This window comes from Micromonospora endolithica, assembly GCF_003626595.1.
Lineage (GTDB): Bacteria > Actinomycetota > Actinomycetes > Mycobacteriales > Micromonosporaceae > Micromonospora > Micromonospora endolithica.
The window spans coordinates 331,783-357,011 of sequence record NZ_RBAK01000004.1 but is presented as its reverse complement, the minus strand read 5'-3'; the positions used below and the strand labels follow the sequence as shown (position 1 = coordinate 357,011).

The following is a 25,229-nucleotide window of genomic DNA, read 5'->3' as shown; positions in this document are numbered from 1 at the left end:
CGAGGGACGCACCGCGTGGGAACGGCGACGCGTCAGTCGTCGCTGTCGTCGTCGTCCTTGTCGTCGTCGTCGTCCACCGGCTCCTGCTCGGCCTTGACCACGGCGCCGTTCTCCCGGTCGACCTCGATCTCGTGCTCGGTCTGCCCGGCGACGATCTCCACGTCCCAGACCGACCGGCCGTCCTCGTCCTCGGCCTCGATCTCGACGATCCGGCCGCCGCCAGCCCTGGCCAACGCGATCTCGCCGGCCCGCTGCTCGCTCACCGCGCCGCCGCCGGTGGCCGGGGTGCTGCCGGTCGCGCTCGGGCCCGCGCTGGTCGGGGTGCCGGACGGCGTGCCGGCGGTGGCCGGGGTGCCGCTCGGACTGTCGTCCGGGGTCGCGGCGGTGGTCGGCGCGGTGGTGGCGGCGGTGAGTCTGGTCGCTCCGGCCGTCCCGCTGTCGGCGGCGGTGACACCGATGGCCACCCCGGCCACCGCGAGCACCGCCGCGCCGCCGACCGACGCCAGGAGCAGGGAGTTGCGCTTCATCTCGTTCACCTTTCCTCGTTCCTGACACCGAGGATCGTCTCGACCGGGATAGCGCCACGCTGCCCGAACGCTAAGCCGGGGTTAAGCCGGGAATCGACGTGATCCGCGGCGGGACGGTCAGGCGAGCGGCGGGCCGAGGTCCAGGCGTACCTCCGCGCCGCCCGCCGGGGCGGTCCGCGCCTCCAGCCCGCCGCCGGCGGCCCGCGCGGCACGGCCGGCGATGTCCAGGCCGAGGCCGGTCGAGCCGGCGGTGCTCGCGCCACGGCCGATCGCGCCGGGCGGCATCCCCGGCCCGCCGTCGGCCACGGTCAGCACCACGTGGCCCGCCTCCGGCGCCAGCCGGACGGCGAACGCGGTGCCGTCCGGCGTGTGCGCGAAGACGTTGCCGAGCAGCGCGTCCACCGCCGCCGCCAGTTCGTCGGAGGGCACCCCCACCGGCAGCGGTCCCGGGGCCAGGTCCAGGGTCACCGTCCGTCCGGTGTCCTCCGCCAGCACCGACCAGAAGGCCACCCGCTCGGCCACCACCGCCGCCGCGTCGGCGCGGGCCGCCCCGGCCGTCGGCGCCCGCCAGCGGGCCTGCCGGATCAGGCCGGTGACCGCCCGTTCCAGCGCGTCCACCGCGCTGGTCACCCGGGCCGCGTCGTCCGGGTCGCGCAGCGATTCCGCCTCCAGCCGCAGTGCGGTCAACGGCGTACGCAGCCGGTGCGACAGGTCGGCGACCTCCTCGCGCTCCTGCGCCAGCAGCACCTGGATGCGGCCGGCGAGGTGGTTGAGCGCGCCGGCCACCTCGCGCAGCTCGGGCGGGCCGGCGGGGGTGACCCGCGCGTCCAGTTCCGCGTTGGCCAGCCGGTGCGACACGGCGGAGAGCTGACCGATCGGCCGGACCAGATTCCGGGCCAGCCGGTCGGCGACGGCCAGCCCGATCAGCACGAGGATCACCCCGAGCAGGGCCAGCACGAGCCAGGACCGGGTCACCCCGGCGGTCAGCTCCGCCGGTGGCACCACCGTACGGATCACGCCGGTGCCGTCCGGGCGACCCTGCACCGCGATCACCACCTCGCGGCCCCGGGCGGACTCGGCGGTGAGGCTCTGTCCCCGGGCCGCGAGCGCCACGGCCGCGGTACGCGGAGCCGGCGCGCCGAGCGTCGTGCCGTCGGGCAGGAACACGGTGACCGGCCGTTCGGACTCCACGGCCACCTGCTCGACGGTCAGCCGGATCGTGGCGGCGTCGGCGGTGCCGACCACGGTGACCAGGCTCTGCGCGTCCGCGGTGGCCCGGACCGTGGCCCGGTCCGCGGCGACGGTACGCACCAGCAGCGCCAGCGGCACCAGGAAGGCGAGCAGGGTGAGGACGCTGACCGCGGCGACCAGCACCGCCAGGCGGGCCCTCATCCGACGCCCCCCGGCGCCTCCAGCCGGACCCCGACACCCCGCACGGTGTGCAGGTAGCGCGGCTCCTGGGCGTTCTCCCCGAGCTTGCGGCGCAGCCAGGACAGGTGCACGTCCACGGTCTTGTCGGCGCCCCCGTACGGGATCCGCCACACCTCGGCGAGCAACTCCCGCTTGGTCACCACCTGGCCCGGCCGGCCGGCGAGGTGGTGCAGCAGGTCGAACTCGCGCGGGGTCAGCTCGACCGGCGTGCCGTCCAGGGTGACCTGTCGCGACCGGGCGTCGATCCGCAACCCGCCGACCACCAGAGCCGGGTCGTCCTGGGCGGGCCCGGTGCCGCGCCGGAGTACCGCCCGGATCCGCGCGTCGAGCTGCGCGGCGGTGAAGGGTTTCACCAGGTAGTCGTCCGCGCCGGCGTCGAGCACCCGGACGATCTCGGTCTCGTCGTCGCGGGCGGTGGCCACGATGATCGGCACGGCGCTGACCGCGCGGAGCATCCGTAGCAGTTCCCGGCCGTCCAGGTCGGGCAGCCCGAGGTCGAGCACGACCAGGTCGGGCCGGTCGTCCAGCGCGTCCCGCAGGCCGGTCATCGCGGTCGAGGCGGCGGCCACCGCGTGTCCCCGTTCGCGCAGCGCCCGCAGCAGCGGCGTACGGATGGTCAGGTCGTCCTCGACGAGCAGCAGGCGGGCCACAGGTGGCAGGCTAACCGCCGGTGGCCGGAACGGCCGGGACGTTAACCCTCCCTTAGCCGGGTCCAGGGCTCGGCCCAACCTCGGATCGGGAAGACTCGCGGGATGCGCCGCCGTTCGTTTCTCGCCGTGGCCGGCTGGCTGGCCACCGCCGCCGTCGCCACCCTGATCGGGGTGGCCGCGATCCGCCTGGTGGGCGAGAGCATCACCGGTACGCCGGGCGGGGTGCTCAGCCAGTCGGAGGTCGAGCGCGCGCTGGCCTCGCCACCGCCGGCCACCCCCGGGGCCGGCGGGTCGCCGTCGCCGGGCGCGACCGGCCCCGCGACGTCGCCGACCGGCTCCGTGACCTCGCCGTCGCCGACCGGCTCCGTACCGGCCGGGCACCGTCGGGCCTTCGCCACCGCCGGCGGCAGCGCGGTGGCCGAGTGCGCGCCGGGCGGGGTACGGCTGGTCTCCTGGACCCCGGCGCCGGGCTACCGGGTCGCCGACGTCGACCGGGGGCCGGACGACGACGTGGAGGTCGCCTTCGTCGGGCCGGACGGCGAACTCGAACTCAAGGTGCGCTGCGTGGGCGGCGAACCGGTGGCGGTCGAGGACGACGACTGACCGCCCCAGCGGGTCGTCGACGCCGTCCTGCCGTGCCCGTAGCCCGGGTCGACGCCGTCCGGTCGCGCGTCGGGCGGCGTCGCCCGCGGGCCGGCGCGCGCCGGGAGGTGCGGCGGGTCCCCTACGGTGCGTACAGTGCCGGGTCGGACGTGGGGTTTGCCGGGAAGGGACCGGCGCCGGGAACGGGATGAGACGCGACAGTATGACGGCGGACATTGGTACGGAAAGCGGTCGGAACGGCATCGACCAGAGCCGGCTGGAGATCTGTCTCAGCGTGTTCGAGGCCCTGGAGGAGCTGCCACCCGATCACCCGGACGTGGTCCGGGTGCAGCGGGCCACCGCACGGCTCTACAAGGTGATCAAGCAGCGGCGGCGCGAGGAGCGGCGGGACGCCGTCGCGGCGGCCGACCGGGCGGTGACCGAGGCCACCGCCACCGGGGCGCCGGGCCGGATCGACGACGAGACCCAGGGCATCCCGCTGGCCTCCCCCACCGAGGGCACCACGGCCGGGTTCCTGCACCACCCGCGCGGCTGCTACGTGTGCAAGCAGCGCTACCGGGAGGTGGACGCCTTCTACCACCAGCTCTGCCCGCCGTGTGCCGCGCTCAACCGGGAGCGCCGGGACGCCCGTACCGACCTGACCGGCCGGCGGGCCCTGCTCACCGGCGGCCGGGCCAAGATCGGCATGTACATCGCGCTGCGGCTGCTGCGCGACGGCGCGCACACCACCGTCACCACCCGGTTTCCGCACGACGCGGTGCGCCGGTTCGCCGCGATGCCGGACAGCGGGGAGTGGCTGCACCGGCTACGCGTCGTCGGGATCGACCTGCGCGACCCCGCCCAGGTGATCGCCCTCGCCGACTCGGTGGCCGAGCAGGGACCGCTCGACATCCTGATCAACAACGCGGCGCAGACCGTCCGGCGCTCCCCCGGGGCGTACGCGCACCTGGTCGCCGCCGAGGCCGCGGCGCTGCCGGAGGGCCCGCTGCCGGAGATCGTCACGTTCGCCAAGCCGGACGGCCAGCGGGGCGCGGCCGGCGGCCTGACCGGCGGGCCGCAGTCGGCCGCGCTCAGCCCGCACGCGCTCACCGCGCTGGCGCTGACCAGCGGTTCCGCCTCGCCGGCGCGGATCGCGGCGTCGACCGCGATCGACGCCGGCGGGCTGGTGCCCGACCTCGACCCGGTCAACAGCTGGGTGCAGCGGGTGCAGGAGGTGGACCCGGTGGAGTTGCTCGAGGTGCAACTGTGCAACGTCACCGCGCCGTTCGTGCTGGTCAGTCGGCTGCGGTCGGCGATGGCCGCGGCGCCGGCGCGGCGCAAGTACGTGGTGAACGTGTCGGCGATGGAGGGGCAGTTCGGGCGCGGCTACAAGGGACCGGGGCACCCGCACACCAACATGGCCAAGGCCGCGCTGAACATGCTGACCCGCACCAGCGCGCAGGAGATGCTGACCGACGGCATCCTGATGACCAGCGTCGACACCGGCTGGATCACCGACGAGCGCCCGCACCCGACGAAGATGCGGTTGGCGGACGCCGGCTTCCACGCCCCGCTGGACCTGGTCGACGGTGCGGCCCGGGTCTACGACCCGATCGTCCGCGGCGAGCAGGGCGAGGATCTCTACGGCTGCTTCCTGAAGGACTACGCCCCCTGCGCGTGGTGAGATCGGCGCGGGGCCGTCAGACCGGGTCGCCGACCGCGGATCGCCGCACCGATCCGCCGGTACGCGCGAGCATGCGCGCGGTCACCCCCCGGTAGGAGCGCGGGTCGACCGGCAGCAGCCACTGCCGGGCCCGGGTCAGCCGGCCGACGTTGAGCCCGAGTTCGTCGAGCAGCTCGTCGATGTTGTGCATCGAGAACGGGATGATGTTCGTGCCCCTCGCGTGCCGCCCGTCGGTCCGCTCCACCATCCAGGCCAGCCGCCGGCGGACGTCCTCCCGCATCCGCTCGCGGGACGGCAGGGTCACCCCGCCGCGCAGGTGAGCGGCGGTCCAGACCGCCGCCATCTCCGCGCTCAACGGGCTGAAGAAGGACGAGTTGTAACCGGCGAAGGTCAGCCGGGGCACGTCGATCGGCAGGATGTGCCGGTAGAGCGCGAAGTTGCCCGCGCCGTCCTCCAGCCGGGCGTGCAGGGTCTCGTCGAAGAAGGGCACCCGCTGGCGGAAACCGGTGCCGCAGATCACCAGGTCCGCCGCGAGCACCGTGCCGTCGGTGAGACGGGCGGCCGGTCGCCCGGCGTCGACCAGGAGTTCGCCGATCACCTGGTCCCGGTGCACGGTGATCCGACCGTCGGCGACCCGCTCGAAGAAGCCCTCGGTCGCCAGGCTGACCGTGCTCCGGGCGATGTCCTCGAAGCTGCCGTCCGGCACCAGTCCCAGCTCGCGCAGCTTGAGCTGCCGGGTCGCGACCGCCCCGATGCTGTCCAGCATGCCGCGGCGCAGACCGTTTCCGGGACCGTGCAGGAACCGCTCGACGCCTTTCGGGTCGAGGTACCGGAACAGGCCCTCCCCCAGCCGGGTGAGCGTGAGGTACTTGTAGTTGAGCCGCCCGGCGAGCTTCTTCGGCATCTTCCAGAGCAGGCCCCGGGCGACCACGTCGGTGTGCGCGGCGACGTCGCTGACCGGGACCGCCACGTCGCAGGACGACTTGCCGTACCCGACCACGAGCACGTTCCTGCCCCGCGCCGCCTCGACGTCGTGGAACTCCCCGGCGGCCAGGACACGTCCACCGGCGGCGGTGAACTCCTGCCGACCCGGGAAGGCCGGGATGAACGGCTCGGAGAAGATGCCGTTGGCGACGACCAGGTGGTCGTACCGCTCCCAGGTCGCCGGCTCCCCGCCACCCGCCGGCCGGGACCCGATCGACCACTCGGTCTCGTCGGCCACGAGTTCCGCGGCGACCACTTCGGTGGACAGCCGTACGACGTCGCGCAGCCCGAACGTGTCCGCGTAGCTCTCCAGGTACTGCTGGACCTGCTCGCCGGTCGGCCACTCCGGCCAGTGCGAGGGCATCGGCAGGTCGGAGAAGTGGTAGGTGTCCCGGTTGTTCTGGGTGGACAGCCCCGGGTAGCGCCGGGTGCGGCTCCACACCCCGCCGACGTCCGGGGCCTTCTCGAACACGGTGACGTCGAATCCGCTCTGCCGCAGCACCTTGGCCGCGCCGAGTCCGGCGAATCCCGCGCCGACGATGGCGATTCTCATGGCAGCCTCCGAGAGGGTGATCCGCTGGCCGGAGCGGAACCGCGACGACGAATTCGTCGACGCCGATCCACAGGCTAGGAAGCCCGGCGGCGAGGCCGCTATCCGCTGAGCGCGGGAGTTGTCCGCGGCACGCGACCGGGCCGGCTGGTGCCGCCCACCGAGGCATCCGCTGTCGGGTCGGCGGCTCTTGCGCACCGTTGGTCACCGTCGCGCCCTAGGGTCGACACATCGGAACGCCCGGCCACCGTCGGTCCGTCGGGAGGTGCACGTGGACGCCGTGTCGATCAGGACGGACGACGTCGAGCAGGCCCGCGTGGCGGTCGCCCAGGTCTTCTGTCCGCACCGGCTCACCCCCCGGGCCGGGGTGCGCGACGTCCGGCTGCGGATGCGGGCCCACCGGGTGGGCGGCGTCGGCGTCGTCGACCTCGACTACGGACGGGCGGTACGGATCCGGCCCGGTCCCCTGGAGACCTTCTACCTGGTGCAGGTCCCCCGCACGGGTGGCACGGTGGTGCGGCACGGCGGCGGCACGGTGACCTCGACGCCGGGCGTCGCCTCCGTCCTCTCCCCCGACGACGCCTCGGACATGCGGTGGTCCGAGGCGTCGCCGCACCGCATCTTCTACGCCGACCGGCGTGCGGTGGAGCGGGAACTCGCCCGGCTGCTTGGTCGCCCGGTGACCGGGCCGGTCCGCTTCGACCTGGGGATGACCATGGGTACGCCCGGGGCGCAGGCGTGGACCCGGGCCCTGACCTTCCTCGCCGACGAGTTGTCCCAGCCCGCCGGCGCGTCCCTCCTGGACCACCCGCAGGTCGCCGCCCGCTTCGAGCAGGGGCTGATCGGGAAGCTGCTGCTGGCCCACCGGCACAACCACAGCGACCTGCTCGCCGAGCCGGCGCACCACCCGGGGAGCGGGCGCCTGGTCCGCCGGGCTCGCGGCCTGATCCGGGACCACCACGGCGAGGCGCTGACCGTCGGGGACGTCGCGGAGGCACTGGGCGTGAGCGTACGCACGCTGCAGGAGTGCTTCCGTCGCGAGTTGGGGACCACGCCGACGGCGTACCTGCGGGTCTGCCGCCTCGACGCGGTGCACCAGGCGCTGCGCGCGGCCGGTCCCGGCACCTCGGTGACCGCCGTCGCGGTGCGGCACGGCTTCGTCCACCTGGGCCGCTTCGCCGGGGACTACCGCGCCCGTTTCGGTGAGTCGCCGTCCGCCACCCTGCGCCGCTGACGGTCGCCCGTTTCGGCCGGCCCGGCACCGGGAACGTCTCCGGGCAGGACCGGAGACGAGGGGTGACCATGAGCCGCTGTACGCCACACTCGGCCGGCCGAGCGCGGAGGGGGATCGCGCTGGTGCTGCCGCTGCTCGGCACCGTCGCGCTCTCCGCCGCCTGCACCACCGGCGAGGAACCGGCCGCCCCGGCACCCCCGGCCACCACCGCACCGGCGACCGCGTCGGCGACCGCCGACCCCACCGGCACGCCGTCGGCCTCCGCGCCGACCACGGTGACCATCCCGACCTCGGCGTTCGTCGAGCTGCCGGAGGAACTATTGAGGATGCCGCGCCGCGCGACGCCGGTCGAGCAGGCCCTGCCGACGTTGTGTGCCGAAGAGTTCGGCACCGGCGGCCGGCAGGTGACCGCCGCCGCGGCGATGACCGTCACCTACAAGAAGCCCGGCGAGCCGGACAGCAACGTCCCGCAGGGCATCATCCACCAGACCCTCTTCACCTTCTCCGCCGACGGCGCCCCGGCCTACCTGCGGCGGCTCGACGCCGCCGTCAAGGCGTGCCCCTCCTACACCCGGGGCGACAGCACCATCAAGGTCAAGGTCGAGGCCCTGCCCGGCATCGGCGACGAGGCGGTGCTGGTGACCCGGACCTGGCCGCAGACGAGCCTGAACGGCGAGCCCACCGGCGGCACCGCGACCAGCCAGATCGCCGTCGTCCGCAGCGACGAGGTGGTCACCGTGCTCGGCGACCAGGGCTGGGAGGGCACCAGCGGTGATCCCGCCGTCCTGGACCGGGTGACCCGCGACGCCGTCCGCGCGATCGACGCCTGGCAGCGGTAGCCCGCGCCGCTGGCGCGCCGTGCCGTACACCCGGCCGCGCCGGGCGACATCGCCGGCCGGGCGGGTCTGGCGTCGGCGGCGATCAGTTGCGAGGCTGGTATCCGTGTATGACTACGACCTGGTGGTGCTGGGCTCCGGACCGAGCGGTCAGAAGGCGGCGATCGCGGCGGCCAAACTCGGCCGACGGGTCGCCGTGGTGGACCGCCGCGACATGATCGGCGGAGTGTGCATCAACACCGGCACGGTCCCCTCCAAGACCCTGCGCGAGGCGGTGCTCTACCTGACCGGGCTGAGCCAACGGGACCTCTACGGCAGCAGCTACCGCGTCAAGGAGGACATCACGGTCAGCGATCTGGCCGCCCGTACGCAGCACGTGATCAGCCGGCAGACCGATGTCATCCGCAACCAGTTGGCGCGCAACCACGTGGCGATGATCACCGGGACGGGCCGCTTCGCGGACGCCCACTCGGTCTGGGTCGACGGTGGTTCCGGGCGCGAGTCGAGGGTCACCTTCGACAAGATCATCATCGCCGCGGGCACCCGCCCGGCGCGACCGGACAGCGTCGACTTCGACGAACGGACCATCGTGGACTCCGACGGCGTCATCAACCTCGAGGCCGTGCCACGCAGCATGGTCGTGGTCGGGGCCGGCGTGATCGGGATGGAGTACGCGTCGATGTTCGCCGGGCTCGGCACGAAGGTGACCGTGGTGGAGCGGCGCGACCGGATGCTCGACTTCTGCGACGAGGAGATCGTCGAGTCGCTCAAGTACCACCTGCGCGACCTCTCGGTGACCTTCCGCTTCGGTGAGGAGGTGGCCGCCGTGGAGAAGCACCCCACGGCGGCGCTGTGCATCCTCAAGAGCGGCAAGAAGATCGTCGCGGACACCGTCATGTACTCGGCCGGCCGCCAGGGCCAGACCGACGACCTGGGACTGCCGGCGGCCGGACTGGAGGCGGACGCCCGGGGCCGGATCGCGGTCGACGCGAACTACCGGACCGCGGTGGACAACATCTACGCCGTCGGCGACGTGATCGGTTTCCCCGCACTGGCGTCCACGTCGATGGAACAGGGTCGGCTCGCCGCGCAGCACGCCTGCGGGGAGCCGGTCCGGGAGATGCACGAGTTGCAGCCGATCGGCATCTACACGATCCCGGAGATCAGCTTCGTCGGGCAGACCGAGGAGGCGCTGACCGAACGGTCGACGCCGTTCGAGGTGGGCGTGGCCCGCTACCGCGAGCTGGCCCGCGGCCAGATCGTCGGCGACTCGTACGGCATGTTGAAGTTGCTGGTGTCGCCGAGCGACGGCCGCCTGCTCGGCGTGCACGTGTTCGGCACCGGGGCCACCGAGATCGTCCACATCGGACAGGCGGTGATGGGCTGCGGCGGGACCGTCGACTACCTCGTCGACGCGGTGTTCAACTACCCCACCCTGGCCGAGGCGTACAAGGTGGCCGCCCTGGACGCCTCCAACAAGATCCGCAACATCACCCGCATCGAGGGTTGACCGAACCCGTGGGAGCGCCGCGCCGCATGCCGTACGCTACCGCCGAGCCACTACTACGGGCCGTCGTTACGACGATCCCCCACCTGGAGGTGCCGGCGTGACGGACGACGCGCAGATCACCGCGTGGGCCCTGGCAGCCGGTCGGGGTGACCGCGACGCGGCCTCCCGCTTCATCCGGGCCACCCAGCAGCAGGTGCGGCGGTTCCTGGCCGTGTTGATCTCCCCGGCGGAGGCGGACGACCTGACCCAGGAGACCTTCCTGCGCGCGGTGCGGGCGCTGCCCTCGTTCGCCGGGCGTTCCTCGGCCCGGACGTGGCTGCTGACGATCGCCCGCCGGACGGCCGTCGACCACGTGCGAGCCGGGACGTCCCGCCCACGCACGGTGCCGATGTCCGACCGGTACGACTCCCCGGACCTGGCCCGGGACGGATTCGACCGGCAGGTGGTGCTGGAGCGTCTGATCGCCGGTCTACCCGCCGAGCGGCGGGAGGCGTTCGTCGCCACCCAGGTCCTCGGCCTGTCCTACGCCGAGGCGGCGGAGGTGTGCGGTTGCCCGGTCGGCACGATCCGGTCCCGGGTGGCCCGCGCCCGGGAGGACCTCGTCGCCGCCGTGGACAGCCGGGACCGGCGGGCCGAGCGGCGGGGCGGATCCACCGCCGGCTGAGGCGTCCCGCGAGGTGGCCGGCGTCTCCGATCAACTCGCGGGAACCATCGGCACCCGAGGACCGACTACCGGTACATGGGGTGCGAACAGTGGCGTGAGGTGTTGTCGGCGCAGTTGGACGGGGAGGAGAGCCCCGAGGAGCGCGCCGGGGCGGACCGTCACCTGGCCGGCTGCGGCGACTGCCGGGAGTGGTTCGACCGGGCGGCCTCGGTGACCCGGCGGGCCCGGCTGTCGGTCAGCGCGCCGGGTCCGGACCTCACCGGGGTGATCCTGGACGCGCTGCCCACCCGGGCCCGCCGCTCCCGCCGGGCCCGGCTGCTGCTCACGCTGCGGGCCACGCTCGGGCTGGTCGGGGCGATCCAGGTGGTGCTGGGGCTGGCACAGGTCGGCCGCGCCGCCGCCGGCCCACACCTGCACGCCGGCGGTCCGCTCGCGTCCGGGCACCTGTGGCACGAGGCGGCGGCGTGGAACGTCGCGGTCGGCGCGGGCTTCCTCTTCGTGGCGGCCCGGCGCACCCCGCCGACCGGGCTGCTGCCGATGCTGAGCGCGTTCGTCGCCACCCTGGTGCTGCTGTCGGTCAACGACCTCGTCACCGGCCGGGTCGACACGACCCGGCTGGTCAGCCACGCGTTCCTGCTGCTCGGCTACGCCATCGTGGTGGCCATGTCCCGCCCCGGCCTGCGTCCGGGCGGCCCCACCCCCCGCGGCGTCGAGGACGAACCCCGCTGGCGCATCCACGTCGAGGACGAGGTGCCCGCGCCCGGCCTGCGGCTGCTTCCCCCGCCGCACCCGGGCACGGCCCGCCACCGGGACCGCACCGCCGCCTGAGCATCACCCCCGCTCCACGACGCCGGTCGCCCCGCGCGTCCGCCGCCACCGACCAGCCACCCGACATCGGTCACCGAGAGGACCCTCCATGCCCAGCACCCGCAGACTCCCGCACCGGGCGGCACTGCTCACCGCCGCGATCCTGGCCCTGGCCGCCGCCGGCTGCGGCTCGTCCGCCGACCCGTCGCCCGGCACGAACGCCCCGTCGACCACGGCCTCGGCGTCGGCGAGCGCCGCCGCCGGGGTGCTCGGCATCCGTGACCCCTGGGTGAAGGCCGCCGACACGGGCATGACCGCGGCGTTCGGCACGCTGGTCAACGACGGCGACGCCGACGTCACCCTCACCGCCGCGTCGACCGAGGTGTCGCCGATGGAACTGCACGAGATGGCCATGGAAGACGGGAAGATGGTCATGCGGGCCAAGCCGGGCGGCATCGTGATCAAGGCCAGGAGCGCGCACGCCCTGGAGCCCGGCGGCGACCACCTGATGCTGATGAACCTCGCCCAGCCGGTGAAGGCCGGCGACGAGGTCGCCTTCACGCTCACCTTCGCCGACGGCCGCACCCAGACCTTCACCGCGGTGGCGAAGCCGTTCACCGGCGCGCAGGAGAGCTACGCCCCCGGCCACGGCCAGCCGATGCCGGGCACGTCCGCCACCCCGGGGATGAGCATGAGCCCGGCGGCATGACCGGCACGTCCGACGCCCGGCCGGTGAGCCGGCGCGGCCTGCTCACCGGCGGCGCGCTGGCCGCCGGGGGCGCGCTGGCCGGTGCCGCCACGGTCACCGCCGCCCGCCCCGACACCCCGGGCGTACGCCCCGCCGAGGCGGCGCCGGTGGCGCAGGTCGGCAGCGCTGTGGAGCCGTTCCACGGTCCCCGGCAGGCCGGGGTGGCCACCGAGCCGCAGGCCCACGCGGCGTTCGTGGCGTTCACTTTGCGGTCGGGCACCGACCGGGCGGCGCTGGGGCGGATGCTGCGGTTGCTGTCCGACGACGCCGCCCGCCTCACCCAGGGCCGCCCCGCCCTGGCCGACACCGAACCGGAGCTGGGCCTGCTGCCCGCCCGGCTCACCGTCACCTTCGGCTTCGGCCCCGGCCTCTACCGGGCTGCCGGGCGCGACGACCGGCGACCGGACTCGGTGGTCGACCTCCCGCCGTTCCGCGTCGACCGGCTCCAGTCCCGCTGGTCCGGCGGGGACCTGCTGTTGCAGATCTGCGCCGACGACCCGCTCACCGTCGTGCACGCCCAGCGGGTCCTGGTGAAGGACAGCCGCCCCTTCGCCACGGTGCGGTGGGTGCAGCAGGGATTCCGCCGGGCGGCCGGCGCCGAGCCGGGCCGGACCCAGCGCAACCTCTTCGGCCAGCTCGACGGCACCGCCAACCCGAAGCCGGGAGTGCCGCTGGACACCGCGGTGTGGGTACCGGACGGACCGGACTGGCTGCGCGAGAGCACCACCCTGGTGGTACGGCGGATCAGCATGAACCTGGAGACCTGGGACCTGCTCGGGCGCGCCGACCGGGAGGTGGCCGTCGGCCGCCGGGTCGGCACCGGCGCCCCGCTGACCGGCACCGGCGAGCACGACGAACCCGACTTCGCCGCCCTCGGCCCGGACGGGCTCACCGTCATCCCGGACTTCTCGCACCTCACCCGCGCCCACGTCACCGACGACCGGCTGCGGATCCTGCGCCGCCCGTACAACTACGACGGCGTACCCACCGCGGACGGCACCGCGGACAGCGGTCTGGTCTTCGCCTCCTACCAGGCCGACATCGCCCGACAGTTCCTGCCCATCCAACGCCGGCTGGCCGAGCGGGACCTGCTCAACGAGTGGACCACCCCGATCGGCTCGGCCGTCTTCGCGATCCCTCCGGGTTGCCCGCCCGGTGGCTGGATCGGCCGGCAACTGCTCGGCTGACCGAAGGAGACCCATGCCCACCCGCACCCGCCCGAGCGTCGCCGGCCTGCTCGCCGCCACCCTGACCGCGATGGCGCTGCTGCTCGTACCGGCCGCACCGGCCGCCGCGCACAACACCCTGCAGGCCGCCACCCCGGCCCGGGACGCCCGGCTCACCGCCGCGCCGACCATGGTCACCCTGCGGTTCATGCAGAAGCTGGACCCGGCCTTCACCACCATCGCCGTGTCCGACGCCGCCCAGCGCCGGATCCCCACCGGCGAACCCGCCGTCAAGGGCACGACCGGCACCGTCACGATCGACGAACCGTTGTCCAACGGGACCTACACCGTCGCCTACCGGGTGGTCTCCACCGACGGGCACCCCGTGCAGGGCTCCTACCGGTTCACCGTCGCCGACCCGACGGTCACCGCGAGCCCCGAGGTGACCGCGCCGGTCACCTCCGCGGCACCGGCGACGTCGGCCGCCCCCGGGTCGCCCAGCCCCGCCTCCTCGACCGGCGCCACGGAAGGGCCCGGCCCGCTGGTCCTGGTCGGCGGTGGAGTCCTCCTGGTGGCGGTGATGGTCGCCGGGATCGTCCTGCTGCTGCGCCGGCGCCGGTCGTCCTGACCGCGGCCGGCGCCCCGATCCGGGAGCCGGACGGATCCGCTCAGCCGGTCCGGAACTTTCCGAGGTCCTGAGCCGACTATTCGACCGGGAGTCGGCGACCGGGCCGCCGACGGCTCGACGGGCACGAGCTCCGCACCAAAACCTCCATCTCCGATCGGAGTAGTCGATGTCCGTGACCGATCTGCCCGGTGATCGCCCGCCGGACCTTCCCTCCGCCCCGGCGGACCCGGTACGGCCGGCGCGCCGTGCCACACCCTTCGCGGCCCTGCTGGTCCGGCTGCACTTCTACGCCGGGATCCTGGTCGCCCCGTTCCTGGTGGTGGCGGCGCTGACCGGGCTGGCCTACACGGTCAGCCCCCAGCTGGACCAGGTGCTCTACGGCGACCAGCTCACCGTCGCCACGGTCGGCGGCCAGCCCCGGTCACTCGCCGAGCAGGTCGCCGCCGCCCGCACCGCGCACCCCGACGGCGCCCTCGCCGGGGTGCGGCCCGGCACCGGCGAGAAGACCACCCGGGTGGTGTTCTCCCAGCCCGACCTGGGCGACCGGCAGCACACCGTCTACGTCGACCCCTACACCGGCGAGGTCAAGGGTCAGCTGACCACGTGGTTCGGTTCCACCCCGGCCACCACCTGGTTGGACGACCTGCACCGGAACCTGCACCTGGGCGAGGTCGGCCGGCACTACTCGGAGATCGCCGCCAGCTGGCTGTGGGTGCTGGTCCTCGGTGGGGTGGTCCTGTGGTGGCGTCGCCGCGCCGCCCCCCGCTCCCGGATGCGGCACCTGGTGGTGCCCGACCTGTCCGCCGGCAAGGGGGTACGACGCACCCGGGGCTGGCACGCCACCACAGGGGTCTGGCTCGCCGTCGGCCTGATCTTCCTGTCGGCCACCGGCCTGACCTGGTCCCGTTACGCCGGGGCGAATTTCAGTGCCGGACTGGACAGCCTGCGCGCCGGCACGCCGGCGATCTCCACCACTCTGGACGGTACGCCCCCGGCGGCCGGTGGCGGGGAACACCAGCACGGCGGCCCCTCGTCCGCCGCCGCGGAGGATCCGGCGGCGTACGACCGGGTGCTGGCGTCCGCGCGCGGCGCCGGCCTGTCCGGCCCGGTGGAGATCGTCCCTGGGGACCTCGGCGCCGCGTGGACCGTCGCGCAGACCGACAACACCTGGCCGGTCGCCCGGGACCGGGTCGCCGTCGACCCCACCGCCGGCACCGTCACCGCGCGCAGCGACTTCGCCGACTGGCCGCTGCTCGCCCGGCTGAGCAGCCTGGGCATCCAGGCCCACATGGGCGTGCTGTTCGGCCCGGTCAACCAGATCCTGCTCGCCGGGCTCGCCCTCGGCCTGCTCTGCGTGATCGTGTGGGGCTACCGGATGTGGTGGCAGCGCCGGCCGACCCGCACCGACCGCCGGGCCCCCGTGGGCACCCCGCCCGCCCGGGGCGGGGTGCGCGGGCTGCCGTGGTGGGTGCTGCTGCTCGCGGTGCCGGCCACCGTGGCGCTCGGCTGGGCGCTGCCCTGGTTCGGCGTCACAGTGCTCGGCTTCCTCGTCGTGGACACGCTCCTCGGCGCGGTCGCCCGCCGGCGGCGCCCTGCGGTGCCGGTCTCGCCGGCTCCCGCCGGGAGTTGATCCCCGGCCGTCCGGCCGCCCGCGCTCGCGGGGCGGCCGGACGGTCGCCGCAGCCTGGTCAGGGCACGTCGACCGTGTACGCCGCGGTGTGCACCGCGCCGTCGACCTGGAAGTCGAGGAACGCCCGGTACCGGCCCGCGCTCGGTGCGGTCAGCCAGAACCGGACCGCGCCGTCGACGAGTTCCGACTCGGGGTGCACGTGCACGTAGCCCAGGTCGCCCTCGCGGACCACGACCAGGTGCCCGTACGCGCCCAGGTAGCGCTGCAACGCCACCGGGTCGGGCGTCCCGGCGGGGCTGACCCGGAAGTCCAGCGGCACCGTCACACCGGCAGTCGGGGTGCCGCCCATCGCCACCGTGTAGGGCCCGGCCGTCGCCCGCGGCCCGGCCGGTGGCAGCGCGACCGGGGCGTACGCGCCCGGCACGTGGTGGTCGACGCCGAGCACCAGCGGCACCGGCCCGCCGTCCGGACCGGCGACCGAGAAGTCGGCGTAGACGCGGTAGCTGCCGGCCCGGGTCAACGCCAGCGGGACGGTCCACGTGCCGTCCGGGGCCATGGTCGGATGCAGATGCTGGTAGCCGTCGAGATCACGGCCGACCACGATCAGGTGCAACGGCTTGTCGTGGACGGTGACGAAGCGCGTCACCGGCTGCCCGTCGGTGCCCACGACGCGGAACTGGTAGTCCGCGCCCGCGCCGGCCGGCTGGGTCCGCCGCACGGGCCGCATCGTGTAGCCGGCCGCGCTGACCGCCGTCCCGGCGACCTGATTCTGGCCGGCGCCGTCACCCGGGTGGGTGTGCGGTCCGGTACCCGCCACGTGCTGGTGCCCGTCCCCCGCCGAGGCCGCCCGCGCCTGGTCGGGGTCCCCGCTGCCGGCCGCCGGGCCGGCCGGCCCGCCGGTCGCGACCCGCTCGCCGGTGCCGGTCCGCCCCAACCCGAACCCGGCCAGCAGGGCCACCACCACCGCACCGACGACCAGCGCGAGACGTGTGTTGCTCGTCCGCGGTCCGAAGGTCGGCCCCGCGGCCGACAGGTCCGGCCCGTCGACGGGTACGACCGCCGCCCGGTCACCGTCGGGCGGAGCGGCCGCCGGCGCGGTCTTCCGGGTGGCCGTCGACCCGGCGTCGGCGGCGCCGGCCGCGCCGCCCTTCCTCGTCGTGGCCGTGGGTTGCCTCGTACTCCCGGTGCCGGTGCGGCGGCCCGTCCCGCCGCGCCCGGCCGGACGCGCCCGGCCAGCACCGCCGCCGCGACGCGGTGCGGCCCCCGGGGCACGGGAGCGCCCGGTGAGCCGGCGCACCGGAGCCGGCCGGCGCCGCCGGAGCAGGAGCCCGGCCAGCACCGCCGCCAGCGCCACCGCGCCGCCCCAGGCGAGCAGGCCGGGGCCGCCCTCGTCCGACGCCGGCGGACCGGCTACGGCCGGGGTCGGCGCCGACGACACCACCGGCGCGGCGGCGGCGGTGGTCTGCCCCTCCGGTCCGTGACCGGAGGTCTCGTGCTGCGCGGCGGCCGTCACCAGCGCCGGGTCCGGCTGGTCGGTGGGCGGACTCCAGCCGGCGGGCGGCGGAGTCGCCCGGCCGGTGTAGCGGAACGTCAGGGTGCCCCGGACCGGCTCGCCGTCGGAGGCCAGCGACAGGTAGCTCACCGTGTACTGCCCGACGGCCGGCAGGTGGGCGACCCTCACCACCGCCGGGAAACCCGTGGTGTACTCGCGGGGCTCGAACGTCCCGTTGACCAGGAAGTACTCCCGGACGGGCCGATCCAGCGGCTTCGGCTCACCATATCTCCACCCACCGTCGACACGACCGCCGCCCGGGGCGGTGACCGTGAGGTACGCGTTGGGCGCCACCTTCTCGGTGAAGTAGAGCGACACCTCGGTCAACGGCTGGGCCACGCTGGCACCCGGGGCCGGCGTGGACATCGCCAGCGAACCGTGGGCCGAGACCGGACCGGCGGGCACGAGGAGGACGAGCGCCACGACGACGAGCGCGAGCAGGCCGGAGATCGGCCGGCGGGGAACTGAGCGGGGACGGCGCATCACCACATCTTCGTGACAGCGCCATCTTTAGTCGAGATATGACCATCTTTTTGTTTCAATGGCAAAAGCCCTGGCATGCATCGACGGGTCTCGGTACGCTCGCCCCGCCCGCGGCCAGGCGTGCGCGGGGCGACAGCGGGTAGGCAGCGGCCGGGTGGCGTGCTGGACGCCACCGGGCAGGAGGCCCCTCGTGAGCACCTACCAGGACGACCCGCTGCGCCGGCCGCCGGAGGCCGACGCCGTGGAGCAGCGGCAGGACGCCATCGACGACGGGCCACCGGACCGGATGTCGGGCGACGTCGACGCGGAGGCGTCCGAGGCCGACCTGGCCGAGCAGGGCTCCCTACCGGCGAGCACGCTGGAGGACGTGACGTCGTTGCCGGCCGACGCCAACCCGGCGGACGCGCTGGAGCAGCGTCAGCAGATCCCCACCCGGGACGACGACCGCAGGTGACGTCGACACCTCAGGACCCGGCCAGCGCCGAGGCGTTGCGCTCCAACAGGTCGTAACCGAACTCCCGGCAGACGCCGGTCGCCTGCACCGCGTAAGCCCGGGACTCGGTCGTCCCGGCGACGCCGCGCAGCCGGTGGGCCCGCGCCAGGCCGATCAGCGCCTGCGCCTCGGTGTGCCGGTCGCCGTCCCCACGGGACTGCGCGAGGACCTGCCGCAGGTGCGCGACGGCGAGGTCGGCGTCGCCGGTACGCAGGTCCAGGTCGGCCTGGGCGATCAGGACCTGGGCCTCGACCCAGCGGTCACCGACCTCGCGGGTTATCCGTAACGCCTCGGTGGCCAGGCCCTGGGCCTCCTCGACGTGACCGGTCGCCGCGCGCACGGAGGCCAGCAGGCGCAGGGTGTCCGCCTCGCAGCTGCGCGCCCCGGCCCGGCGGTGGGTGGCCAACGCCACCGAGAGGTAGGTCAGTGCCTCCTCGTGGCGTCCGAGCAGCAGATGGGCCTCCCCCAGGCAGCCGTGGGCGGTGCCCTGCCCCTGCCACTCGCCGATCGTGCTCTCCAGCGCGACGACCCGCTCGCAGTACGCGATGGCCTCGGCCAGTCGGCCCTGCTGGAGGCGGATGTTGCCGAGGTTGGCCAGCCGGGCGAGCTGGCCGGCGGTCCGGCCGATCCGGGTGTCCAGCTCCAGTGCCTCCAGGCTGTGCCGGGCGGCCAGGTCCAACCGGCCGGTCTCGAACGAGACGTGGGCCAGGTTGCTCAACGCGCAGGTCTGGCCCTCGACCCACCCGGCGTCCCGGGCGAACCCGAGCGCCCGCTGGAAGTCCTCCAACGCCTCCGGGTATCGGCTGGTGGCCAGCAGGACCGTCGCCCGGCCCAGGTGCGCGGCGGCCTGCCCGAGCGGGTGCGCGTCCGCCCGGGCGTGCCCGAGCGCGGCCTCGGTGACCGGCAGCCACTCCGCCGACGGGGCGGTGAAGTCGAGGTGCCAGCGCAGCTGGTCGGCCAGCCGCCAGGCCGCCTCGCGGTGCCGGGGTCCGGCCGCCAGGATCGCCGCGATCATGTTGTCCTGTTCGGCCGCCACCCAGTCGGACGCGTCGGCCGGGTCGTCGAACCCGACCCGGTGCGCGGCGTCGACCGTCGCGGGCAGGTCCAGCCGTACCACGTGCGGATAGAGCAGACCGGCGGCCGCGTCCATGGTGGACAGGTAATGGTGGTGGAGCCGGTCGATCGCCACCTCCCGGTCGGTGTCCTCGGCGAGGCAGCGACGTCGGGCATAGAGGCGGACCAGGTCGTGCCAGCGGTAGCGGCCGGGGCCGGCCCGCTCCAGCAGATGGGCCCGGGCGATGGTGTCGAGCAGGACCTCGGCCTGGGCCACCGGCACGTCGGCGAGGGCCGCCGCCGCCGGTGCGGTCACCGTGTCCCCCGGTGCGACGCCCAGCAGCCGGAACAACCGGCGGGCGGCCGGCGAGTGTGCCTGGTAGGAGAGGTCGAAGGCGGTGACGGTGCCGGTGGTGGCGTCGCCGGGCACACCGAGCGCCGCCAACCGGTCCCCGGCGGCGAGCCGCCGGTTGTACTGACTGATCGGAGTCAGCTCGGCGCGCAGGTTGGCGGCGGCGATGCGCAGTGCCAGGGGCAGGTGACCGCAGAGCCGGGCCAGTTCCGCCGCGTCCTCGTCGGCCGCACCGGGTAGCAGCGTCCGCAGCAGGTGGGCGGCCTCGTCCGGCGGCAGCACCCCCAGGTGGAGTCCCACGGCGCCCTCCCGGGCGGTCAACCCACGCTGCTGCTCGCGGCTGGTCACCAGGACCATGCAGCCCGGCCCGCCCGGCAGCAGCGGGCGGACCTGGTCGGGTCGCTCCGCGTTGTCCAGCACGACGAGGATCCGCCGGACGGCGGTCACGCTCCGGTACAGGCCGACCGCCTCGTCCAGCCCGGCCGGGATCTCCTCGGCCCGCACGCCGAGGGCGTGCAGGAAGTGCGCGAGTGCCTCCATCGGCGCGACCGGCGGACGGGGTGAACTCCCGCGCAGGTCGAGGTAGAGCTGACCGTCGGGGAACCGGTCGCGTACCGACTGTCCCCAGTGCACCGCGAGGGCCGTCTTGCCGACCCCGGCCAGACCCGCGACGACCACCGGCGGCGCGGGCCGCTGCCGCGCGAGGGAGTCCAGGCTCGCGAGCAGGTCGTGGCGGCCGGCGAAGTCGGCGACCGCGGCCGGCAGCTGCGCCGGGATCACCGGCGCGACGGCGGGCGCGGCCAGCGTACGGTCGTCGGTGAGCACGGCGTGCTCCAGGCCTCGCAGTTCCGGACCGGGCTCGATGCCGGTCTCCGCGACGAGCACCCCCCGGACCCGCCGGTACGCGTCGAGCGCCTCCGCCCGCCGTCCGCACCGGTACAGCGAGATCATCAGGTAGCGGCAGAGTCGCTCGCGCAGTGGATGCTCACGCGTGAGCGCGGCCAACTCGTCCACGATCTCGGCGTGCTGACCCAGCTCCAGCCGTGCGCCGAAGTGTTCCTCACGGGCCGTGAGGCGCAACTGCTCGACCCGGGCCACCTCGGCGGACACGGTGAGCGTGGCCGGCACGTCCGCGAGGGCCGCGCCGCGCCACAGCGCCAGGGCACCGGACAACTGGCGCGCCGCGTCGGCCATCCGGCCCTCGGCGACGTACCGCTTGCCGGTGCGCACCATCCGCTCGAAGACCTGGATGTCGACCGCGTCCTCGGCGGTCGCCAGCTCGTAACCGGCGGCGCGGCTGACCACGTCGCCGGCGTCGCCGGCGCGCAACGACCGGCGCAGGCGCATGACGTAACCGTTGACGGCGGTGGCCGCGGTCCGGGTCGGCCGTTCACCCCAGATCTCGTGGATCAGCCGGTCCCTGGGCACCGGTCGTCCGGCGTCGGCCAGCAGTACCGCCAGCACGATGCGTTGGTGCGGCGCCGCGATCGACGCCCACCGCGCGCCGTCCCAGATCCGGAGCGGTCCCAGCGCCTGTATCCGCACCACAGTCCCCCCGCTTCACCGCGGTTTCATCGACGAATTATCACCCCTGGCTAGCGTCCGCGGCGAGGCGGAGGGATCACCAGAACCGCTCGCCTCGCCATCCAGCAGCTCCTCGGAAGGAGACGCCAGCCCATGAGATCCACGTTCCGCGGCAGCGGAAGAGCATGGGGTGCCATGACCGGGATCCTGGCGGCCCTGGCCACGCTCACCCTGATGGTCGGCATCAATGTGACCGTCACGCCCGCCGATCCGCTGACCGTCCGGCCGGTGGCGGCGGGGCCCGGCGACGACCCGGGCACCTGTACCCGCGACATCGACTACCGGGGGGTGCTCACCCGGTGGACGTTCGACCCCTGCGTTCCGGAGGGGGCACCACTGCCCGCCGACGTGCGCAACGCGTTGGCGCAGGACTATGCGGACGCGCAGGACTGCCCCACCGCGACACCGACGGCCGGCGGCACCCCGGCCACGCCGCGGCCGGACCGGGCCGACACCGGCGAAGCGGCCCGGGCCGCCGCGATCGCCACGGTGGCCCCGACGGCCGTCGCGACCAGCGACAGCCCGGCGCCCACCGGGAGCCCGAGTCGATCACCCAGCGGCAGTCCGACCCCCTGCCCCAGCCCCACCGGCGGCCCGAGCGGGTCGCCGTCGGCCAGTTCCACCGCGTCACCGTCGACCAGCGCGAGCGGGTCACCGTCGGGCAGCCCGAGCGGCTCACCGACGAGCAGTCCCAGCACGTCGCCGTCGACCAGCCCGAGCGGGTCGCCGACGGCCAGCCCGAGCGGGTCGCCGACGAGCAGCCCGAGCGGCTCACCGTCCGGCAGCCCGAGCGGCTCACCTTCGGGCAGCCCGAGCGGGTCCCCCTCCACCAGCCCGAGCGGATCCCCGAGCAGCAGCCCGAGCGAGTCGCCCTCCGAATCTCCCACCGCGCCGACCGACCCGCCCACCGACCCGCCCACCGACCCGCCGACCGGTCCGCCGAACCCGCCGCCCAGCCCGACGGTCGGACCGCCCTGCCCGACGAAGGCCGGCGACGAGGAGCTGACCGACGCGCGCAAGGACCGGTTCTGCCCCTCGGGGCGCAACCCCGCCAAGCCGGTCGTGCTGGTGGCCACCGGTGACTCGGTCACCTCCGCCCACCTCCAGCTCAGCCACGCGTACCCGGTGGGCAACTGCGTGGGGAACACCTCCGCCGACTTCCGGGTGCCCAAGCTGCCCGGCAACGACATGATCTTCAGCTACGCCGGCAAGTACGTCGCCAACCACAACCGCAACGTCACGGAGTACTTCAACTTCGCCCGTACCGGCATGGGCACCGGAGAGATCCGCGGCGCGGGTCCGGGCCACGCGGACGCCTGCAGGAACCCGTGGGCGCGCAACTCCCCGCCCATCGACCTGGCCGACCGCGCGATCCGCCAGGCCAAGGCCGACCGCAAGGCCGCCTACTTCGTGACCACCGGCGGGGTCAACAACACCAACTGGACCGAGGTGCTCACCGGCATCGCGAAGTGCGGCACCGCGGACCACTACAAGGATCTGGTGCAGCGGTACTTCGACCAACACGGCCAGCTGTTCAAGGCGATCACGGAGTGGTACGACCTCGCGGGCAAGGTGACCACGAAGCCCAACGTCATCAACGGCGGCTCCTGCGACGTCCGGATCGAGGGTGACCGCAGCGGCATCCGCTACGTGCACCGCCGGATCGAGATCAAGGCGTACGACGGGCCGGCCCACTACGCCGCCATCAAGGCCGACGTGGAGAGCATCGTCGAGCAGGTGCTCGACGCCGGCGCGGACAAGGTGGTGTGGATGGGCTACTACGACATCAGCCGGGCCGGGTTCGACATCGGAATGTTCGCCGAGACGTACCGCGCGGCCCTCGACAAGGAGGTACTGGGCCTCCTGCCCGGACAGATCCCCTCCGACGTGCGGGACCTGATCGACGATCCGGGCTGGAAGGCGACCGTCCAGCGGTGGACACAGGAGATCAACGCGGTGATCCTCGCCGGACTGCCCCGCCACGACCGGGTGCGGTTCGCGCCGCCGCCGGCACTCGGCCCCGGCGACATCCAGCAGACCGGCCTCGGCGGCTGTCCGCACCCCAACGAGCCGGGTCACCGGAAGCTGGCCGCGGTACTCGACAACGTGTTCGGCTGACCTCCGACCCGCGAACCCGGGGGCCCCGCACCGTGCCGGTGGGGGGTCCCCGCACAACCCGGACCGGTCATAGCCCGCGCGGGGACACCAGGCCGGACTCATAGGCGAGCACCACGAGCTGGGCCCGGTCGCGGGCATGGAGCTTGGCCATCGCCCGGTTGACGTGGGTCTTCGCGGTCAGCGCGCTGATCACCATCCGATCGGCGATCTCGTCGTTGGACATGCCCCGGGCGACCAGGGCGACGGCCTGCCGCTCCCGGTTGGTCAGCCCGGCCAGGGCCGTGCGGGCGTCCGGGAGCGGCGGCTCGGCGACGTACCGTTCGATCAACCTGCGGGTGATCGACGGGGCGAGCAGGGCGTCGCCGCGCGCGGCGACCCGTACCGCGTGCAGGAAGTCCTCCGGCTCGATGTCCTTGACGAGGAACCCGGCGGCGCCGGCGCGCAGCGCGTGCAGCACGTGTTCGTCGAGGCCGTAGTTGGTCAGGATGACGACGCGCACCCCGGCCAGGCTCGGATCCGCGGCGATCCGTCGGGTCGCCTCGATGCCGTCCATGACCGGCATCTGGATGTCGACGAGCGCCACGTCGGGCAGGTGTTCCCGGGCCAGCGCCAGACCCCGCGCGCCGTCGGCGGCCTCCGCCACCACCTCGATGTCGTCCTCGCCGTCCAGCAGCGCGCGGAACCCGCTGCGCAGCAGGGGCTGGTCGTCCACCAGCAGGACGCGGATCGTCACGGCCGGCCCAGGGGCAGTTCGGCGTGGACGGTGAAGCCGCCCTCGTCGCGTGGTTCGGCGCGCAGGCGACCGCCGAGGGCGGTGACCCGTTCCCGCATGCCGAGCAGTCCGACACCGGGCACCGGGGCGGCCTCCGGTGCGGCCCGGCCGTCGTCGTCGACCCGGATCGCCAGCGCGTCCGGGCGGTAGTCGATCCGGACCGAGGCGGTGGCGGCGGCGGCGTGCCGGGCGACGTTGGTGAGTGACTCCTGCACGATCCGGTAGGCGGTCCGCTGCACCGCGGCCGGCACGTCGTGGCGTTCTCCGGCGATCGTCAGCGTCGCGTCCAGGCCGGCCGTGCGGGCCCGGTCCACCAGTTCCGGGAGATGGTCGAGCCCGTGCGGCGGGGACGCGCGGTCGTCATCGCGCAGCGCCTCCAGGGTCGCCCGCAGTTCCCGGGTCGCCTCGCGGCCGGCCTCCCGGATCGCCAGCAGCGCCTCCGGCACCGGTTCGCCACGCTTGCGAGCCAGGTGGACGGCGACCTCGGCCTGCACCTTGATGATGGAGATCTGGTGGGTGAGCGAGTCGTGCAGCTCCCGCGCGATGCGCAGCCGTTCCTCGTCGGCGCGGCGTCGCGCGGTCTCCTCCCTGGTGCGCTCGGCCTCGTCCGCCCGCCGCTCGGCCTGCCGCAGCGCCTCGCCCGCGGCGCCGGCGGCGACCAGCCAGGCCAGTTCGAGCACACCCCGGGCCCGGGCGAGCGCCTCGCCCACCGGCAGGTCCGCCGGCGGGGCGAGGGCGGCGAGCGGGAGGGCGGCCAGCATGGTCACCGCCGCCGCGACCGTGACGACCCGGTGGCCGGCCCGCACGGCGGTGTACACGGCGAACAGGAACGCCACGGCGGGCACCTCGAAGCCGACCGCCTGGTAGCCCACCGCGCACGCCCCGGTGACGGCCAGGACGGGAATCGGAGCCCGGCGTCGCGCGGCCAGGGCCAGGCCGCCGGCGGCCAGCAGCGGGTAGCCGAGCGGGCCGGCGCCGGGGTGGTCCGCGGACAGCCCGGCGACCACCAGCACCGCCGCCACGCCGACGGCGGTCGCCCAGTCGGTGACACCGGCTCGTCCCGCCCTCATGTGCGCACCCTAGCCGCCGGACGTCCCCGGGCGGATCCTGCGCGCGGGCGAGGGTCCGACTACCGCGGGTGCGGTATCCGCGCGGCGCCTGCGGCGTCCGCGGCAGTCGGCTGCGCCGCCG

The 25,229-nt window shown here is 74.6% G+C and carries 22 protein-coding genes; 13 read left to right on the top strand and 9 right to left on the bottom strand.

The features are described 5' to 3' along the window. Nucleotides 1-32 precede the first annotated feature (32 nt). The 3 genes from D7223_RS13460 to D7223_RS13450 all read right to left on the bottom strand — a co-directional run bounded on the left by D7223_RS13460 (nucleotide 33) and on the right by D7223_RS13450 (nucleotide 2,608). Entirely contained in the window at nucleotides 33-527 is a 495-nt protein-coding gene (locus tag D7223_RS13460) for a PepSY domain-containing protein (RefSeq protein WP_120728900.1), read from the bottom strand. A 117-nt stretch (nucleotides 528-644) separates the two neighbouring features. After that, nucleotides 645-1,919, bottom strand: a complete 1,275-nt coding sequence (locus tag D7223_RS13455; RefSeq protein WP_120728711.1) for a sensor histidine kinase — start codon at nucleotides 1,917-1,919, stop codon at nucleotides 645-647. Then, nucleotides 1,916-2,608 (bottom strand): response regulator transcription factor, encoded by a 693-nt coding sequence (locus D7223_RS13450; RefSeq protein ID WP_120728710.1) that lies wholly within the window; start codon nucleotides 2,606-2,608, stop codon nucleotides 1,916-1,918. Before D7223_RS13450 ends, D7223_RS13455 begins: the two co-directional genes overlap by 4 nt. A 102-nt stretch (nucleotides 2,609-2,710) precedes the next feature. On the opposite strand from D7223_RS13450, the gene D7223_RS13445 reads away from it, so the two are divergent. After that, nucleotides 2,711-3,211, top strand: a complete 501-nt coding sequence (locus tag D7223_RS13445) for a septum formation initiator (protein WP_120728709.1) — start codon at nucleotides 2,711-2,713, stop codon at nucleotides 3,209-3,211. A 202-nt stretch (nucleotides 3,212-3,413) separates the two neighbouring features. Further along, nucleotides 3,414-4,874: an SDR family oxidoreductase gene (locus D7223_RS13440; protein ID WP_120728708.1), complete on the top strand. Its 1,461-nt coding sequence runs from the start codon at nucleotides 3,414-3,416 to the stop codon at nucleotides 4,872-4,874. 16 nt (nucleotides 4,875-4,890) lie between these two features. Here the strand turns inward: D7223_RS13440 and D7223_RS13435 are convergent, their stop codons facing one another. Then, nucleotides 4,891-6,411, bottom strand: coding sequence for a flavin-containing monooxygenase (locus tag D7223_RS13435; RefSeq protein ID WP_120728707.1), 1,521 nt, complete (start codon nucleotides 6,409-6,411; stop codon nucleotides 4,891-4,893). Nucleotides 6,412-6,688: 277 nt separating this feature from the next. On the opposite strand from D7223_RS13435, the gene D7223_RS13430 reads away from it, so the two are divergent. From D7223_RS13430 to D7223_RS13390, 9 genes are all read left to right on the top strand, one after another. Further along, on the top strand, nucleotides 6,689-7,642 hold the full coding sequence (locus D7223_RS13430) for an AraC family transcriptional regulator (RefSeq protein ID WP_158610882.1): 954 nt from the start codon (nucleotides 6,689-6,691) through the stop codon (nucleotides 7,640-7,642). Between the two features lie 68 nt (nucleotides 7,643-7,710). Further along, complete coding sequence (locus D7223_RS13425) at nucleotides 7,711-8,481, top strand: hypothetical protein (protein WP_147252505.1); 771 nt, start codon at nucleotides 7,711-7,713, stop codon at nucleotides 8,479-8,481. A 103-nt stretch (nucleotides 8,482-8,584) separates the two neighbouring features. Next, the gene (sthA, locus tag D7223_RS13420; protein WP_120728704.1) at nucleotides 8,585-9,988 is read left to right on the top strand and encodes a Si-specific NAD(P)(+) transhydrogenase; all 1,404 of its coding nucleotides are present in this window, start codon (nucleotides 8,585-8,587) and stop codon (nucleotides 9,986-9,988) included. A 97-nt stretch (nucleotides 9,989-10,085) separates the two neighbouring features. Then, a complete protein-coding gene (locus D7223_RS13415; protein ID WP_120728703.1) occupies nucleotides 10,086-10,652 on the top strand; it encodes a sigma-70 family RNA polymerase sigma factor in 567 nt (188 codons plus the stop codon). A 75-nt stretch (nucleotides 10,653-10,727) separates the two neighbouring features. Further along, complete coding sequence (locus D7223_RS13410) at nucleotides 10,728-11,480, top strand: zf-HC2 domain-containing protein (protein ID WP_120728702.1); 753 nt, start codon at nucleotides 10,728-10,730, stop codon at nucleotides 11,478-11,480. Between the two features lie 88 nt (nucleotides 11,481-11,568). Further along, nucleotides 11,569-12,168, top strand: a complete 600-nt coding sequence (locus D7223_RS13405) for a copper chaperone PCu(A)C (RefSeq protein ID WP_120728701.1) — start codon at nucleotides 11,569-11,571, stop codon at nucleotides 12,166-12,168. Further along, on the top strand, nucleotides 12,165-13,394 hold the full coding sequence (locus D7223_RS13400; protein WP_120728700.1) for a Dyp-type peroxidase: 1,230 nt from the start codon (nucleotides 12,165-12,167) through the stop codon (nucleotides 13,392-13,394). Before D7223_RS13405 ends, D7223_RS13400 begins: the two co-directional genes overlap by 4 nt. Before the next feature lie 13 nt (nucleotides 13,395-13,407). After that, entirely contained in the window at nucleotides 13,408-14,001 is a 594-nt protein-coding gene (locus tag D7223_RS13395) for a copper resistance CopC family protein (protein ID WP_120728699.1), read from the top strand. Between the two features lie 166 nt (nucleotides 14,002-14,167). After that, entirely contained in the window at nucleotides 14,168-15,631 is a 1,464-nt protein-coding gene (locus D7223_RS13390) for a PepSY-associated TM helix domain-containing protein (protein ID WP_120728698.1), read from the top strand. 58 nt (nucleotides 15,632-15,689) lie between these two features. Here D7223_RS13390 and D7223_RS13385 read toward each other — a convergent pair whose 3' ends face one another. Then, complete coding sequence (locus tag D7223_RS13385; RefSeq protein ID WP_120728899.1) at nucleotides 15,690-17,666, bottom strand: copper resistance CopC family protein; 1,977 nt, start codon at nucleotides 17,664-17,666, stop codon at nucleotides 15,690-15,692. Nucleotides 17,667-17,856: 190 nt separating this feature from the next. Here D7223_RS13385 and D7223_RS13380 point away from each other — a divergent pair, with 190 nt between their 5' ends. After that, a complete protein-coding gene (locus D7223_RS13380) occupies nucleotides 17,857-18,120 on the top strand; it encodes a hypothetical protein (protein WP_120728697.1) in 264 nt (87 codons plus the stop codon). Between the two features lie 10 nt (nucleotides 18,121-18,130). Here the strand turns inward: D7223_RS13380 and D7223_RS13375 are convergent, their stop codons facing one another. After that, entirely contained in the window at nucleotides 18,131-21,109 is a 2,979-nt protein-coding gene (locus tag D7223_RS13375) for an AfsR/SARP family transcriptional regulator (protein WP_158610881.1), read from the bottom strand. Between the two features lie 410 nt (nucleotides 21,110-21,519). Then, nucleotides 21,520-22,239: a hypothetical protein gene (locus tag D7223_RS13370; RefSeq protein WP_147252504.1), complete on the bottom strand. Its 720-nt coding sequence runs from the start codon at nucleotides 22,237-22,239 to the stop codon at nucleotides 21,520-21,522. Between D7223_RS13370 and D7223_RS13365 the strand changes: the two genes are divergently transcribed. After that, on the top strand, nucleotides 22,217-23,266 hold the full coding sequence (locus D7223_RS13365; RefSeq protein WP_147252503.1) for a hypothetical protein: 1,050 nt from the start codon (nucleotides 22,217-22,219) through the stop codon (nucleotides 23,264-23,266). The genes D7223_RS13370 and D7223_RS13365 overlap by 23 nt on opposite strands. Before the next feature lie 67 nt (nucleotides 23,267-23,333). Here D7223_RS13365 and D7223_RS13360 read toward each other — a convergent pair whose 3' ends face one another. Next, nucleotides 23,334-23,999: a response regulator gene (locus D7223_RS13360; RefSeq protein WP_202864640.1), complete on the bottom strand. Its 666-nt coding sequence runs from the start codon at nucleotides 23,997-23,999 to the stop codon at nucleotides 23,334-23,336. Continuing rightward, complete coding sequence (locus D7223_RS13355; protein ID WP_120728693.1) at nucleotides 23,996-25,108, bottom strand: sensor histidine kinase; 1,113 nt, start codon at nucleotides 25,106-25,108, stop codon at nucleotides 23,996-23,998. The genes D7223_RS13360 and D7223_RS13355 overlap by 4 nt, the downstream gene beginning before the upstream one ends. Nucleotides 25,109-25,229 lie beyond the last annotated feature (121 nt).

What these genes read in the sequence shown, in the direction of transcription:
- D7223_RS13355 (WP_120728693.1), bottom strand. Translation starts at nt 25,108, where the DNA reads ATGAGGGCGGGACGAGCCGGTGTCACCGACTGGGCGACCGCCGTCGGC.
- D7223_RS13405 (WP_120728701.1), top strand. Translation starts at nt 11,569, where the DNA reads ATGCCCAGCACCCGCAGACTCCCGCACCGGGCGGCACTGCTCACCGCC.
- D7223_RS13455 (WP_120728711.1), bottom strand. Translation starts at nt 1,919, where the DNA reads ATGAGGGCCCGCCTGGCGGTGCTGGTCGCCGCGGTCAGCGTCCTCACC.
- D7223_RS13385 (WP_120728899.1), bottom strand. Translation starts at nt 17,666, where the DNA reads ATGCGCCGTCCCCGCTCAGTTCCCCGCCGGCCGATCTCCGGCCTGCTC.
- D7223_RS13410 (WP_120728702.1), top strand. Translation starts at nt 10,728, where the DNA reads ATGGGGTGCGAACAGTGGCGTGAGGTGTTGTCGGCGCAGTTGGACGGG.
- D7223_RS13460 (WP_120728900.1), bottom strand. Translation starts at nt 527, where the DNA reads ATGAAGCGCAACTCCCTGCTCCTGGCGTCGGTCGGCGGCGCGGCGGTG.
- D7223_RS13440 (WP_120728708.1), top strand. Translation starts at nt 3,414, where the DNA reads ATGACGGCGGACATTGGTACGGAAAGCGGTCGGAACGGCATCGACCAG.
- D7223_RS13400 (WP_120728700.1), top strand. Translation starts at nt 12,165, where the DNA reads ATGACCGGCACGTCCGACGCCCGGCCGGTGAGCCGGCGCGGCCTGCTC.
- D7223_RS13390 (WP_120728698.1), top strand. Translation starts at nt 14,168, where the DNA reads ATGTCCGTGACCGATCTGCCCGGTGATCGCCCGCCGGACCTTCCCTCC.
- D7223_RS13425 (WP_147252505.1), top strand. Translation starts at nt 7,711, where the DNA reads ATGAGCCGCTGTACGCCACACTCGGCCGGCCGAGCGCGGAGGGGGATC.
- D7223_RS13395 (WP_120728699.1), top strand. Translation starts at nt 13,408, where the DNA reads ATGCCCACCCGCACCCGCCCGAGCGTCGCCGGCCTGCTCGCCGCCACC.
- D7223_RS13445 (WP_120728709.1), top strand. Translation starts at nt 2,711, where the DNA reads ATGCGCCGCCGTTCGTTTCTCGCCGTGGCCGGCTGGCTGGCCACCGCC.
- D7223_RS13435 (WP_120728707.1), bottom strand. Translation starts at nt 6,411, where the DNA reads ATGAGAATCGCCATCGTCGGCGCGGGATTCGCCGGACTCGGCGCGGCC.